This is a genomic window from Aliidiomarina shirensis, assembly GCF_003987345.1.
Lineage (GTDB): Bacteria > Pseudomonadota > Gammaproteobacteria > Enterobacterales > Alteromonadaceae > Aliidiomarina > Aliidiomarina shirensis.
In genome coordinates, this window is record NZ_PIPP01000001.1 from 408,893 (window position 1) to 423,463 (window position 14,571).

Consider the following 14,571-nt stretch of genomic DNA (forward strand, 5'->3'; position numbering starts at 1 on the left):
TGCTTATTTACAGCACAAAAATGGCATTTGCAGTGCCGATAGCGGATTATAATTTTTGTTATATATTCTTTTCAGAGCTGTTAACAAAAAATCTAATCAAAAAAAGTTATTACGCGGTAACGCCCACCAGCATTGAGTCAAGCAAAAAAATGCAGCTTTCACCCACAAAAGTTATCAATTCGTGCTTGATCAAATCCTCCTAGATGACTAGCATAGCTCTCAGCAACCCAACACTATATATTGTGTAAAAATACTCCAACCGCATTCATTCAACACAATATATAGTGCTATGAAAAAACATCAGTGAGGGAACCATGAGCCAACCTATTCACGTAACAAAACGCAACGGCGTCCGCGAAGTCCTGGATTTAGAAAAGATACACCGCGTTATTAGTTGGGCAGCTGAAGGCCTAAAGAACGTTTCTGTTTCTGAAGTTGAATTGCGTTCACGTATCCAGTTTTACGATGGTATTAAAACTGCCGATATCCACGAAACGATTATTCGCGCCGCTGCCGATTTAATAAGTGAAGAAGCGCCTGATTACCAGTACCTTGCTGCGCGTTTAGCCATTTTCCATCTTCGCAAAAAAGCATATGGCCAGTTTGAACCGCCCCACTTGTTCGATCATGTGAGCAAGATGGTAAGCATGAATCGTTACGATAAGCACATTTTAGAAGATTATACCCAAGCTGAACTTGAAGAAATGGACACATTCCTCGAGCATGGCCGTGATTTAGATTTTTCTTACGCCGCGGTAAAGCAGCTTGAAGGCAAGTATTTAGTTCAAAACCGTATTACCGGTGTAGTGTACGAAAGTGCTCAGTTCCTATATATCCTAGTGGCCGCATGCCTTTTCGCGAAGTACCCACAGGAAAAGCGCCTTGATTATATTCGCCGTTTTTATGATGCCACTTCGCAATTCAAAATCTCACTACCCACGCCTATTATGTCCGGCGTGCGCACACCTACGCGTCAGTTCAGCTCGTGCGTACTCATTGAGTGTGGTGATAGCTTAGATTCTATCAATGCGACCGCAAGCGCTATTGTGAAATACGTATCACAACGCGCGGGTATCGGCATTAATGCCGGCCGCATCCGTGCACTCGGTAGTGCTATTCGCAATGGTGAAGCCTTTCATACTGGCTGTATCCCATTCTTTAAGTATTTCCAAACAGCCGTAAAAAGCTGTTCGCAAGGTGGTGTTCGTGGTGGTGCAGCCACCCTCTTTTACCCACTTTGGCACTTGGAAGTTGAATCGCTATTAGTATTGAAGAATAACCGTGGTGTTGAAGAAAACCGCGTTCGCCATCTTGATTATGGTGTGCAGTTTAATAAAACCATGTATCAACGCTTGGTGAAAGACCAATACATCACCTTGTTCAGCCCTTCTGATGTGCCCGGCTTATACGATGCATTCTTTGCCGATCAAGATGAATTTGAACGTTTATACGTGCAGTATGAAGCCGATGAAAACATCCGGAAAAAGCGGATCAAAGCCATTGAGCTATTTAGCTTGTTCATGCAAGAGCGCGCTAGCACCGGCCGTATCTACTTACAAAACGTTGATCACACGAATAATCATAGCCCGTTTAATCCGAAGTTAGCCCCGGTTCGGCAGAGTAACCTGTGCTTAGAAATAGCGCTGCCTACAAAGCCACTAGAGCATATTAATGATGAGAACGGTGAAATTGCCCTTTGTACCTTATCGGCATTTAACCTTGGCGCTATTAAATCGCTCGATGACTTCGAAGAGCTAGCCGATTTGGCCGTGCGGGCTCTTGATAACCTGCTGGATTACCAAGATTATCCGGTACCCGCAGCTGAAAATGCATCAATGGCCCGCCGCACCCTTGGGATTGGTGTTATCAACTATGCCTACTACCTTGCTAAAAACGGTGTGCGCTATTCCGATGGTAGTGCAAATGGGCTAACACACCGTACATTTGAAGCAATTCAGTATTATTTAATGAAAGCATCAAATGAGCTTGCGAAGGAAAAAGGTGCGTGTCCGAAGTTTAACGAAACCACCTATTCTGAAGGTATCCTACCTATCGATACCTATAAGAAAGATCTTGATGCAGTGTGTAACGAACCACTGCATTATGATTGGGAAGCGTTACGCGAATCGGTGAAGAAGCACGGTTTACGAAACTCAACACTTTCAGCGTTAATGCCATCAGAAACGTCTTCACAGATTTCAAACGCTACCAACGGTATTGAACCACCACGGGGCCATGTAAGCGTTAAATCATCGAAAGATGGCGTAATGAAGCAAGTAGTTCCTGATTATGAGAATTTGAAAGACCAGTATGAACTGTTGTGGCAGATTCCAAGTAATAAAGGGTACTTAGAGCTCGTAGGTATCATGCAGAAGTTTGTTGACCAAACCATTTCAGCGAATACTAACTACGATCCAGGTAAATTTGAAGGTGGCCGTGTTCCGATGAAACAGCTACTCCAAGATTTGTTGTATGCGTATAAGCTCGGCGTAAAAACTATGTACTATCACAACACTCGCGATGGTGCTTCTGATAGCCAAACAGATATGCCTGCTGAAATGCGTAAAAAGCTTGAAGAAAAAGCAAACCAAGCCGTAACTGCCATAATCGAGGAAGATGATGATTGTGCTGGCGGCGCCTGCAAAATTTGAGGTAAGCATGCGATATTCAACATTTAGCCAAGTAAGCACCAATGCACTCGATGAGCCGATGTTTTTTGGCAACTCGGTAAATGTGGCGCGCTATGATCAACAGCGCCACCCTATTTTTGAAAAGTTAATCGAAAAGCAGCTCAGCTTCTTCTGGCGCCCAGAAGAAGTTGATGTAAGCCGAGATCGCGTTGATTTTAATAAAATTTCCGATAGTGAAAAGCACGTTTTTATTTCTAATTTGAAATATCAAACCTTGCTCGATTCAGTGCAAGGCCGCAGCCCTAACGTTGCACTACTGCCAATTGTTTCTTTGCCGGAACTGGAAACATGGATTGAAACCTGGGCTTTCTCGGAAACCATTCATTCGCGCTCTTATACACACATATTGCGGAACTTGTTCACGGATCCAAGCCATGTGTTTAATGACATCATGGTGAATGAAGAAATTCAAACACGTGCGATTGATATTTCGAAGTATTACGATGATTTGATTTTCTACACTCAATTATGGCAAACCCACGGTGAAGGCGACATCACTATCGATGGCGAAACCTACCACGTAAGCGTGCGCGATCTTAAAAAGAAGTTGTTCTTGTGCATTAACTCAGTAAATGCACTAGAAGCTATTCGTTTCTATGTAAGCTTTGCCTGTTCATTTGCGTTCGCCGAACGCGAGCTTATGGAAGGTAATGCCAAAATCATTCGTCTTATTGCTCGGGATGAAAACCTGCACCTTACCTCTACCCAGCACATTATCAATCTATGGCAATACGGCGAAGATGATCCGGAAATGAAGGAAATCGCTGAGGAATGCCGCGAGGAAGCCCGCCAAATATTCTTGAAAGCCGTAGCACAAGAGAAACAATGGGCTAAATACTTGTTCCAGCATGGTTCAATGATCGGTTTGAATGAACAAATTCTATGCCAGTATGTTGAGTACATTGCGAACTTGCGTATGCAAGCCATTGGTTTTGAATCTGAGTTTGAGCAAAAGAATAATCCATTACCGTGGATGAACAAATATTTGGTATCGGATAACGTGCAAGTTGCACCGCAAGAAGCCGAGATTAGTTCTTACTTAGTTGGCCAGATTGATAGCCAAGTAAGCATTGATGATTTCGGAGATTTTGATCTCTGATCCCATGGCTTCGTTCAATATCACCATAAATGAAGTGATTCACATTGAGGTCGCGGCTGATGCCCCGGCCTCTTTGCTTGAAGTTATGGAAACAACTGGATTAGAAACCCGCTATCATTGCCGCAATGGCTTTTGTGGTGCCTGCCGAACGAAACTTATAAGTGGCTCGGTTCGCTACACTACCGACCCACTTGCCTATATTCGGCCTGGCGATATTTTACCCTGCGTTTGCCAAGCAGAAACCGACCTCGATTTAGAGCACAAATAATACAATCGTTTAAGCAGAACAGCCGTATCGTATTAATCGATTTTCAGAGCGCCAGTAGCTTTGACATAATGCGGCGCAATTAATCAAACAGAGCATATTTTTTACAGGAGCACATGATGTTAACCGTAATTTTTGGCCGACCTGGCTGCCCTTTTTGTGTGCGTGCAGAGCAAATCGCACAACAATTATCAACGAAGCGTGATGATTTCGAGTATCGCTACGTAGATATGCAAAAAGAAGGTATTACCAAAGCTGATTTAGAAAAAACCGTTGGCAAACCGGTAATGACAGTGCCGCAGATTTTTGTTGATGAAACCCATGTTGGCGGCTGTACTGAATTTGAAGCTTACGCAAAAGCAAACCTCGGTTTGTACGCGTAATTCATTACCAACGCTTGAAGTAGCGCTTAAAGTGCAATATTTAGCTGCTCCGTACTAACGCTCAACAACCACGAGAACTAGGAACGGAGCAGTTTTTCGATCTCATCTAACCGCTGTTTTAACCGTTGTTCGGATACTGGAAAGGCCGTTCCCAACTGTTGCGCAAACGTCGACACCCGAAATTCCTCTAAATACCAGCGAAAATCAGCAAGTTCAACTGGAACCGGATCACCCTTCGGTACCTTTTTGTAGAGTTCATGCCAACGCTGTTCAAGTTTTTCAAGTTGCAAGCTGCGAATGCGATCTTTATTCGGATCGACGGGAAGCTTCTCTGCCCGTTGCACCAAGGCTTTCAAATAGCGCTCAGCATCGAGCAAACGCTCCACACCGAAATCACTCACAAACCCAGGATAAACTAAACGCCCCAAGTGTGCTTTAACATCATTATATGATTGCACTAAAGTTAATGGGATTTTGCCTTTAATTAGCTTCTGCACTTGATGGCTTAACAACAAACAACGCTCAACTTGCTCAGCAATACCTAGGGTTTTATCGTTTAACTCTGAACGAATCATATTGGTGAGTGCACGAAACTCTTCATCGTTGCTCGGCAGCTCATCACCAATAAGAGCATCGATTGCCGCCAACATACAATCTTCAATGAGCGCTTCTACTTTGCCCCAAGGATTAAAATAGAGCGCTAACTTAGCTTTGTTCGGAAGCTTTGCGCGTAAATAGCTAACCGGCGAAGGAATTTGCAACATAACTAACTTGCGCAAACCTTGCCGGTGCGAACGCTCTGCATCGGCTTCACTATCGAAAACCCGAATAGCCACGCTTTTCCCTTCATCCTTCAATGCTGGGAACGCTTTAATGGCAAAACGTCCCGTTTTCTTTTCCACTGCCTTGGGCGCCTCGCCGAAATTCCAATCGGTTAAGCCTTCACGTTCAATATCATCACCCGCAGTTGCTTTTAATGTTTCCGTTAACTTAGGTTGTAATTGCTGCTGGAGATCTTTTAACTTGCGCGCACGCGCTAGCACCTTGCCATCTTCCCCCAATACCCGGAAATTCATTTGCACATGAGATGGCACTGCGGCTAGGTTCCACGCATCCGCTGGAACCTCTACTCCGGTCATGCGCTTCAATTTCGTACTCAGAACCTGTAACAGTGGCAGTTCGCCCCCCGCCTCTTCCGAGCTAATTGCCTGTAAAAATGCCTGCGCATAATTCGGCGCCGGTACAAAGTTACGGCGTAAATTCTTCGGTAAACTCTTAATTAACGCGACGACAAGCTGCTCACGCAAGGCTGGGATTTGCCAATCAAAACCGTAGGGTTCAATTTGATTTAATACGGGTAACGGAATATCCACCGAAACACCATCATCAATATCGTTAGGCTCAAATACGTATGTGAGTGGTAAGCGTAAGCGCCCCTGTACCCACTCATCGGGATAATCCGCTGCGGTGACATGGTTTGCATCTTGCTGCATCAGCTGCTCGCGGCTAAAGCAAAGTATTTGTGGTTCAGCCTTACGCGCATTCTGCCACCAACGCTTTAGGCGGCGTTCATCATAAATGTCTTCTGGAAGCACATCATCATAGGCGTGAAAAAGTGCTTCTTCATCAATTAAAATATCGCGGCGGCGCGATTTATCTTCAAGTTCACGAACCGATTCAATTAATTTTTTGTTAGCCTTCATAAATGGCAATGCTTCGCGCAAGTTGCCATGCACTAGGGCTTCCAAAATAAAAATACGGCGTGATTCAACCGGATCAATGCGGCCATATTGAATCCTGCGACCAGCCACAATCAGTAACCCGTAAAGCGTAACCTGTTCAGTAGCAACAACTGCGCCTAGCTTCTTAGAAAACCGTGGTTCATGATAATTTCGTTTAACTAAGTGTTCCGCGGCTGGTTCTATCCATTCCGGTTCAATCTTGGCTACATAACGCCCGTACAGCCGCGAAGTTTCCACCAATTCTGCAGCAATAAGCCACTTTGGTTTCGCTGAGAACAACGCCGAACCAGGAAAGATAAAGAAACGGCTTTGCCGTGCACCAAGATATTGGTGTTTCTCATCTTTGTTACCGATATGCGAGAGTAAACCCGTTAGGAGCGCCTTATGTATGCTGCTGTAGTCGGCCGGTTCCTCGTTAATTCGAATCCCTTGCTCACGAACACTTTGGCGCAGTTGCGTGTATAGATCTTGCCACTCCCGAACGCGCAAATAATGAATAAGCTCTTGCTTGCAACGCTTACGAAACTGGTTTCCGCTGAGCTCTTTTTGTAATTCCTGAACGTAATTCCAAAGGTTTAAATACCCTAAAAAATCGGAATCTTTATCAACAAAGCGTTTATGCAGTTCATCTGCTTTTTGTTGCTTATCATGCGGCCGTTCTCGCGGATCTTGAATACTTAACGCAGCAGTAATAACAAGAAGCTCTCTAACGCACCCTAACTCACTAGCGGCAAGCAGCATTCGTCCTAGCCGCGGATCTACCGGCATACGCCCGATAGAGCGTCCTACCGCCGTTAGTTTGGGCTGCTGCCGGCGGCCTGCGCCTTGCATAGCGCCGAGCTCTTCGAGTAAGCGAATGCCATCGGTAATAAAGCGCTCATCAGGCCTCTGTAAAAAAGGAAACTTACGAATATCGCCCAGTTTTAACGTAGCCATTTGTAAAACTACCGAGGCTAAGTTCGTGCGGAGAATTTCCGGATCGGTAAATTCAGGGCGATTCAAGAAATCTTCTTCGCTGTATAGGCGCACACAAATGCCCGGGCCAACACGGCCACAGCGGCCTGCACGTTGGTTCGCACTGGCTTGCGAAATAGCTTCAATCGGTAATCGCTGCACTTTCGTACGATAGCTATAGCGCGATATTCTGGCGGTACCCGGATCAATTACATAGCGAATTCCGGGCACGGTTAATGATGTTTCCGCCACATTCGTTGCAAGTACAATACGCCGGCCACTATGCGGTTGGAATATTCTATTCTGTTCGCTTGCCGATAGCCGTGCATACAACGGCACTATTTCTATCGGTTGCGGCAACTCGCGAAAGGTATCATTCAGCGCATCAGCGGTATCACGAATTTCCCGTTCACCACTGAGGAATACCAGGATATCACCAGGGCCTTCTTTTACTAAGCTACTGGCGGCATCGCAAATACCTTGAATAACATCTTGCTCGCCTTCATCAGTGCCTTCTTGTAAAGGGCTGTAGCGGGTTTCTACAGGAAAGGTACGCCCTTCGACAGCAATTACCGGTGCATCAGCAAAGTGCTTAGAAAAGCGCTCTGTTTCGATAGTTGCCGAGGTGATAATTACTTTTAGATCTGGCCTTTTATCAATCAGCTGCCGTAAAACACCAAGCAGGAAATCGATATTGAGAGAGCGCTCATGAGCTTCATCAATAATGATTGCAGAGTACTTGCGCAGTAACCGATCGTGTTGCATTTCGGCAAGCAAAATACCGTCGGTCATTAACTTAATCGATGTATCAGCCGATGCTGTATCTTGAAAACGAATCTTAAAACCTACGGTTTTACCCAGCGGTTCTTCGAGCTCATCCGCGATTCGTTGTGCCACAGAACGAGCCGCCAAACGCCTAGGTTGGGTATGGCCGATCATACCACTCTCTGCATAACCCATTTCCAGCAGCATTTTTGGCAACTGAGTGGTTTTACCGGAACCTGTTTCGCCGGCCAGAATAATTACCTGATGCGCACTGATCGCTTCCTGTATGCGTGCCTTATCGGCAACCACAGGTAGTTGTTCGGGATATTTAATAACTCTGGATACAACATCAGACATGACGACAGACACTTCCTAAAAGCACGACAAGATAATAAAAAACCGGAAATAATAAGGCCGCTAAGTTTAGCAAACCTAGCGGCCCAAGCCTATGTTATTGGCGGAAACCTATTCGCCGAATAACTAATGCTTCCCATGCGATTCACGTTGGTATAAATCAATTGCACGTAATACGTCAGTTCGGCTAATTACGCCCACTAATTGTTTCTCATAATCAACAACGGGATACACTTTTGGTTTATTGCTACCCAAGGTTTGTGCAAGATCGACAACGGCAGTATCCATGTTCACCGTGAGAACCTCTGAACTCATGCAATCTTCCACATTCGCCGATTGTTCGTTGTGATATGTGCCTTTTAGCATCATCCGCAAACAATCTTGTTCCGATAAAAAGCCAATTACTTGCTTATTTTCATCAACCACTGGGCCACCGCTTTGGTTTGCGGCAACCAGAAGTGCCACCGCCTCTTCCACCGGCATTTTTCGAGTAAATTTTAATGGATGTCGATTCATGTAGTTTTGTACTTTAATCGAACGCATATTATTACTCCTATTGCTGCTTAATCTTCTTGTTCGTAAATCCCTATTTGCGTGCCCGCCTTGCTGGTTTTAAACCCGCGATACATTCCTTCGGTATTAAACGGCATGCTCACGTTTCCTGCTGCATCGAGAATGATTACACCACCGGTGCCACCGGCCGGCAGAAGCGTTTCATGAATCACCTGAGCGCCCGCTTGATCAATCGATTCGCCAAGGTATTTCACACGATTACATATATCTGCAGCCACATGATAGCGAATGAAGTATTCCCCGTGCCCGGTTGCGGAAACTGCACAGCTTTCATTATCAGCCCATGTACCCGCACCAATAATCGGTGAATCACCAATACGGCCATATTGTTTCGCGGTCATACCGCCTGTTGATGTACCCGCTACCAAATTCCCTTCTACATCAAGTGCTACTGCGCCAACGGTTCCCATGTTGAATATTGGGTTGGTATGTTCAGTGGCCGCAATAGCCCGAGAATCGCCATCAGGCGCTTGGCTCTGCAAGTTATCGAGCGCATGTTGTAACTGTTCAAAACGGTGCTCGGTGTTAAAATAACTATTGTGAACCATGGTTAAACCTTGCTCCCGAGCAAATTGCTCAGCGCCCACACCGCTTAACATAACATGGCGCGATTTTTCCATTACCGCTTGTGCTAACTCGATAGGGCTTTTCACCCGGCCTACACCAGATACCGCCCCCGCATTGCGGGTACCGCCGTGCATTATCGACGCATCTAACTCGTGGCCGCCTTCATAAGTGTATACCGCACCTTTACCGGCGTTAAATAACGGGTTCTCTTCCATGCTTTGAATCGCTGCGATCACCGCTTCGGTACTAGTGCCGCCATTTTCAAGAATTTCATAGCCTAAATCTAAAGCAAGTTCGAGGGCAGCATTAAATTCAGCCTCGCGTTCAGCGCTCATACTTTCACGGGTAATAGTTCCAGCCCCACCATGAATCACAATCGCTATTGGTGTCGCCGCAAAATCTGAATCTGCCGATTTTTCTTCAGGAGCATCGCTGCATGCAGTTAAACCAAAGGCTGCAGCAAAAATAGCCGCGGGTAAGAATGCTCTATTGGCAAGCTTACGGTTAAATGGGTTACTACGTTTTTCACACACTTTATTATTCATGAATTCCTCGTTATTGGTTGTGCTAAGCGCGTTAACAATAAGCTAATATCAACATGCTTGTTGCTCGCTTACAAGCCCTCTGCGGTGTTATCCTTAAGTTATAAGTTTAAACCATAAGAGAAAACTCGCCATGACAAACCCTACAATTTATTGGCACGACTACGAAGCTGGCGGCATCAACCCCCGCGCCGATAGGCCAATGCAGTTTGCCGGCGTGCGCACTGATCACGAGCTCAATATCATTGGTAAGCCGCTAGAAATATATTGTCAGTTATCGCCTGATTACCTCCCTCAGCCAGAAGCGTGTTTGATCACCGGTATTACACCGCAAGCGGCAAATCAACGCGGCCTGCCCGAATGCGAATTTGCCCGAAGAATTCATCAAGAATTTAGCCAACAAGGCACAACCATCGTCGGCTACAACAATATTCGTTACGACGATGAAATGACCCGCTTTCTCTTTTATCGAAATTTCATCGACCCTTATGCCTACAGCTGGGAGAACAATAATTCTCGGTGGGATTTATTAACTTTGGTACGCGCTACCTATGCCTTAAGACCTGAAGGTATTGAATGGCCTGAAAACGACGAAGGCACCGTAAGCCTTAAACTCGACCAACTTGCACCGGCAAACGGTATCGAACACAGCAATGCGCACGATGCGATGGCGGATGTGCACGCCAGCATTGAGTTAGCGAAGAAAATCATGCATGCACAACCCAAGCTTTATAGTTATAGCTTTGATATTCGCCGCAAGAAAAAACTCATTGATTTAGTAGAAGCAGCTTTGATTAATCAAAGTATGTTGGTATATGTAAGCGGCTTCTTTGGCGCCGAATCACGTTATGTACAATGGGTGTACCCGCTTGCTTTTCATCCTGAAAACTCAAATCAATTGATTGCTTGGCGGCTCGATTGTGATCCCGAGTTATGGCGTAATAAAACATCTGCTGACATCAAAGCAGAACTATTCGCCAGCCGTGATCAATTGCAAGGGCAACGCCCTGGTTTAATCACGATTACATTGAATCAGTGCCCGTTTTTGGCACCTGAAAAAACGCTTTCCGAGTCGCAAGCTAAAAGTGCCGGAATCGATAGTGCTGCAGTTTCTGCATATCGAAAGTTGTTGGCGAGTGATAGCGTGCTTCGCGATCACTTGCTAAGCGCTATTCTTGAAAAAGATAGTGAGCAAGATGCAAGCGAAGAAGCTGAACGCGTTGATGCTGATTTAGCGCTCTACTCTGGTGGATTCTTCAGTGCACAGGCAAAAACGCACATGAATATGATAAAGCAATCAAGCCCAGAGCAACTCGCGGGTATTGAACTGCCACTTGACGATCCGCGCCTACCAGTGCTTCTGTTTCGTTATAGGGCCCGCAACTTCCCGCAAACATTAAGCGCAACTGAAGCTGAGCGTTGGAAACAACATTGTCAAAACAGATTAGTGCATGGTGGTGAAGCATTCTTAAGTAGCGATGAATTCGTGCTCAAATTGGAACAACTGGCCGAATTACATCAACAAGATCCACGGAAAATGGCGATCTTAAAATCGCTCGCGGATTATCTCATGGCGTTATAGACGTTTTTCAAACCGATACTATTCTCAATTTAGCCGAATCGCCCCCACAAAAAAGCCCTAACCTCGCGGTTAGGGCTTTCATTATTTTACCGATTAGCTTTCGCTAACGTGTTTCTTAGAACGTGTAACCAAGGTTCAAGAATGCACGACGGCCAAGTTGATCGTATTGTGAGTAAAGCATTGCATTACCAACAACAGACGCACGACTTGGGCTGCTTAACGGCGGCTTCTTATCAAACACGTTTGCTACACCAACAGTAAGTTCTAAACCGTCATTGAAGTCTTTGCTTACAGACAACGTATGGTAGAACGTGGTTGGGCCTTCAGCTACAAAACGAACATCTTCACCACGGTAAGTACCAAAGGCACCATCAGTGTATAGATCGTAGTTGTCTACTTGACCAGTGTAACGCACTGACCAGTTATAGCTCAGCGAATCACGGGTTAAGGTAGTGTTCAAGGTACCGGTATGTTTCGGGCTACCTAAACGGCCAACAGATTGCGTTGGAATGCTATCTGGGAACTGTTTAAATGAACGCTCGAGTTGTACCGTGTGATCTAAACGAATCCGCACATAGCCGTAGTCTGTTTCTTCCATGTAAGTAAACACGAAATCAGCACCGCGCACACGTTGCTGTGCAACGTTTACATAACCACCACGAACTTCTGTGATGTTGTAGTTGTTTGCGGTTCCATCGTTACGATCGAACTGGTCACAGAACGGTTCGTTAGCGAAGTTTTCAGACGTATAGCAAAGCGCTAGAATCTGCGAACCACCTACGTTACTTACTTGGTCGTTAATCACTACATCATAATAATCAACTGATGCCGCAAAACGGTTGTCATCGGTAGACCAAACCAAACCAATACCTTCAGATATTGATGTTTCTGCTACCAGAACACCCGCACCACCACCGGTGATTGCTGTACCAGAACCGAAGTTCTGTTGGTAATCACGTGGGATGCCGTCAGCCGCACAGTTTGCAGCCACTACAGGGTTTAACGTACCTGCATCTTCACCCGCACCCCAGTTCCAGCATGGATCTTGGTTTTGGTCGAAGAAACTTGTTTGGTTCTGTAAGAACAGCTCGAACAATGCTGGTGAACGGAAAGACGTACCGCGCGATGCACGAACACGGAAACCATTACCAATTGTCCAATTACCACTGATTTTATAAGTAGTATCGTCACCGTAAGTTGATACATCAGTCCAACGTGCAGATGCCGTTAAATCTAACGCTTCAACAAATGGTAAATCACGTAACACAGGTACCTGAACTTCGCCGTATACCGCTGTAGTATTCGATTTACCTGCAGTGATACCAGAGCTCGTCATACCCCAAGAGTTACCCGCTAGCGTTACTTCACCGGGAGTATCAACGATTTGGTCAGTTTGGTAAGAAACACCAACTGCCGTTGCCAATGTACCGGCTGGTAAATCAAACAACTCACCCGTGATATAAGCATCTAATGTATCTTGCTTATAAGTTGTTTTGCCTTGTTCATTACCGTATAGGAAATCGCGTGTTCCTTGATCATGATTACCGCGAAGGTATTCTGGATCGAAGAAGTCAATTGCGTAACAAGGACGGTTAGAAATTGGCGAGAATTCACCTTCACAAGGATCGCCCCAAATTGCATTGGAGGCCATTTCTAAGGCATCTTGTAAAATTACTTTAGTTTTATACACACCACTGTTAATTGAACGCTGGTAAGAAACATCCCAGTTCCAGAAACCGATAGCACCTTCAGCGCCTAACACTAAACGAGTGTAATCAACTTCAGTATTTGAACCTGAGTGGTTAGTCACTGTGGTTGGATCTAAGTAAACATCACCGTCCCAGCCATCAACTAAGCCAGCCCATGCTGGAATGAAGGGTTCCCAGAATTGGCGATAGCCGTTAATAGTTGTTTCACGCGAACTATGCATCGCTTCTGCATACAGAGAAACATTCGTCGTTAGGTCGTAATCACCTTGCAAGTACAAAGAAACTACTTCCGTTCTTGGAATCATCGATTCTTCAGCAACAAACGGGTGATCTGCATCTAACAAACCATCTGTTTCGCGTGAGTAACCTACTGGATACCAACCATCTGGTGCCGAAATATCACCTGGGTTCTGTGGATCGTAGCCCGGCGTGCCATTTTGACCATTATAACCGCTATAATCGAACGATGTAATTTGCGATGTATAGTTACCCGCACCTGCGTTCCATAACCACATACCATAAGGTAAATCGTTACAATGGAAGTTGCCTGTACGCGGATCGATTGGATCGATTTGCTCACCAGTTTGCGGATCAAAGAAGTAACGTTGCGTACAATCAAAATGTTCACGATCGCCACGCTTCATTTCTGTTTGTAGGTTGTAATCAGCTACTGCACGGAATGAACCGCGGTCGAATGATTTACCCCAAGTTGCGTTTGCACGGAACGTTTCGCCACCAACTTCAAACGGTTGGTTGCCGCTCACGTTAACGCTTGATTCGTCACCGCGTTTGGTGATGATGTTAATTACGCCGGCAACAGCATCAGAACCATATAAAGAAGAAGCGCCATCTTTTAAGATTTCAACACGCTCAACAGCAGATACTGGCAGCGCGTTCATATCAAACGCCGCTACTTGACCACGAGTACCCGCAGGCCCCGCACGGCGGCCGTTCAACAATACCAATGTACGGTTTGAACCTAAACCACGCATTGAAATTGATTCGTTACCTGCACCACCGGCAGTTACTGAACCAACACTCATTGCTGAGATTAACTGGTTAGAACCTGATGCAACAGTTGCTGTACGTAGCAATTCACCCAAGGTGTTTAGGCCCTGTTCAGTTGCGATTTCAGCACTGATAATATCGATAGGTGTTGCACTATCCAAACCATCAGTACGAATACGCGAACCTACTACTTGAATTCGCTCAGGGCGTTCGCTCTGTGCTTCTTCTTCTTCGTCTTCTTCTTGGGCGCTTGCGCTACCCGCAAATGCTAACGTAGACGCGGCACCGAAGGCCAACGCAATACGTACAGATTTGCTTATTTTATTATTAGTAAACAT

The 14,571-nt window shown here is 45.5% G+C and carries 9 protein-coding genes; 5 read left to right on the forward strand and 4 right to left on the reverse strand.

Going from position 1 to position 14,571, the window contains the following annotated elements:
• Positions 1-314 precede the first annotated feature (314 nt).
• From nrdA to CWE13_RS01885, 4 genes are all read left to right on the forward strand, one after another.
• Entirely contained in the window at positions 315-2,651 is a 2,337-nt protein-coding gene (gene nrdA / locus CWE13_RS01870) for a class 1a ribonucleoside-diphosphate reductase subunit alpha (RefSeq protein ID WP_126805637.1), read from the forward strand.
• Positions 2,652-2,658: 7 nt separating this feature from the next.
• A complete protein-coding gene (gene nrdB, locus CWE13_RS01875; protein WP_126805638.1) occupies positions 2,659-3,789 on the forward strand; it encodes a class Ia ribonucleoside-diphosphate reductase subunit beta in 1,131 nt (376 codons plus the stop codon).
• On the forward strand, positions 3,764-4,057 hold the full coding sequence (gene yfaE / locus CWE13_RS01880) for a class I ribonucleotide reductase maintenance protein YfaE (protein WP_198677873.1): 294 nt from the start codon (positions 3,764-3,766) through the stop codon (positions 4,055-4,057). Before nrdB ends, yfaE begins: the two co-directional genes overlap by 26 nt.
• A gap of 116 nt (positions 4,058-4,173) precedes the next feature.
• Positions 4,174-4,437 (forward strand): GrxA family glutaredoxin, encoded by a 264-nt coding sequence (locus CWE13_RS01885; RefSeq protein ID WP_126806147.1) that lies wholly within the window; start codon positions 4,174-4,176, stop codon positions 4,435-4,437.
• Between the two features lie 77 nt (positions 4,438-4,514).
• Here the strand turns inward: CWE13_RS01885 and hrpA are convergent, their stop codons facing one another.
• From hrpA to CWE13_RS01900, 3 genes are all read right to left on the reverse strand, one after another.
• Entirely contained in the window at positions 4,515-8,255 is a 3,741-nt protein-coding gene (hrpA, locus tag CWE13_RS01890) for an ATP-dependent RNA helicase HrpA (RefSeq protein WP_126805639.1), read from the reverse strand.
• A gap of 123 nt (positions 8,256-8,378) precedes the next feature.
• Positions 8,379-8,795 carry a CBS domain-containing protein gene (locus CWE13_RS01895; protein ID WP_126805640.1) on the reverse strand — a complete coding sequence of 139 codons (417 nt, stop codon included), beginning with the start codon at positions 8,793-8,795 and terminating at the stop codon, positions 8,379-8,381.
• Positions 8,796-8,815: 20 nt separating this feature from the next.
• Positions 8,816-9,937 carry an isoaspartyl peptidase/L-asparaginase family protein gene (locus tag CWE13_RS01900; RefSeq protein WP_126805641.1) on the reverse strand — a complete coding sequence of 374 codons (1,122 nt, stop codon included), beginning with the start codon at positions 9,935-9,937 and terminating at the stop codon, positions 8,816-8,818.
• A gap of 130 nt (positions 9,938-10,067) precedes the next feature.
• On the opposite strand from CWE13_RS01900, the gene sbcB reads away from it, so the two are divergent.
• Complete coding sequence (gene sbcB, locus CWE13_RS01905; RefSeq protein WP_126805642.1) at positions 10,068-11,516, forward strand: exodeoxyribonuclease I; 1,449 nt, start codon at positions 10,068-10,070, stop codon at positions 11,514-11,516.
• Between the two features lie 115 nt (positions 11,517-11,631).
• Here the strand turns inward: sbcB and CWE13_RS01910 are convergent, their stop codons facing one another.
• Positions 11,632-14,571 carry a TonB-dependent receptor plug domain-containing protein gene (locus CWE13_RS01910; protein WP_126805643.1) on the reverse strand — a complete coding sequence of 980 codons (2,940 nt, stop codon included), beginning with the start codon at positions 14,569-14,571 and terminating at the stop codon, positions 11,632-11,634.

What these genes read in the sequence shown, in the direction of transcription:
- CWE13_RS01900 (WP_126805641.1), bottom strand. Translation starts at nt 9,937, where the DNA reads ATGAATAATAAAGTGTGTGAAAAACGTAGTAACCCATTTAACCGTAAG.
- sbcB (WP_126805642.1), top strand. Translation starts at nt 10,068, where the DNA reads ATGACAAACCCTACAATTTATTGGCACGACTACGAAGCTGGCGGCATC.
- nrdB (WP_126805638.1), top strand. Translation starts at nt 2,659, where the DNA reads ATGCGATATTCAACATTTAGCCAAGTAAGCACCAATGCACTCGATGAG.
- CWE13_RS01885 (WP_126806147.1), top strand. Translation starts at nt 4,174, where the DNA reads ATGTTAACCGTAATTTTTGGCCGACCTGGCTGCCCTTTTTGTGTGCGT.
- nrdA (WP_126805637.1), top strand. Translation starts at nt 315, where the DNA reads ATGAGCCAACCTATTCACGTAACAAAACGCAACGGCGTCCGCGAAGTC.
- hrpA (WP_126805639.1), bottom strand. Translation starts at nt 8,255, where the DNA reads ATGTCTGATGTTGTATCCAGAGTTATTAAATATCCCGAACAACTACCT.
- yfaE (WP_198677873.1), top strand. Translation starts at nt 3,764, where the DNA reads ATGATTTCGGAGATTTTGATCTCTGATCCCATGGCTTCGTTCAATATC.
- CWE13_RS01910 (WP_126805643.1), bottom strand. Translation starts at nt 14,571, where the DNA reads ATGTTTACTAATAATAAAATAAGCAAATCTGTACGTATTGCGTTGGCC.
- CWE13_RS01895 (WP_126805640.1), bottom strand. Translation starts at nt 8,795, where the DNA reads ATGCGTTCGATTAAAGTACAAAACTACATGAATCGACATCCATTAAAA.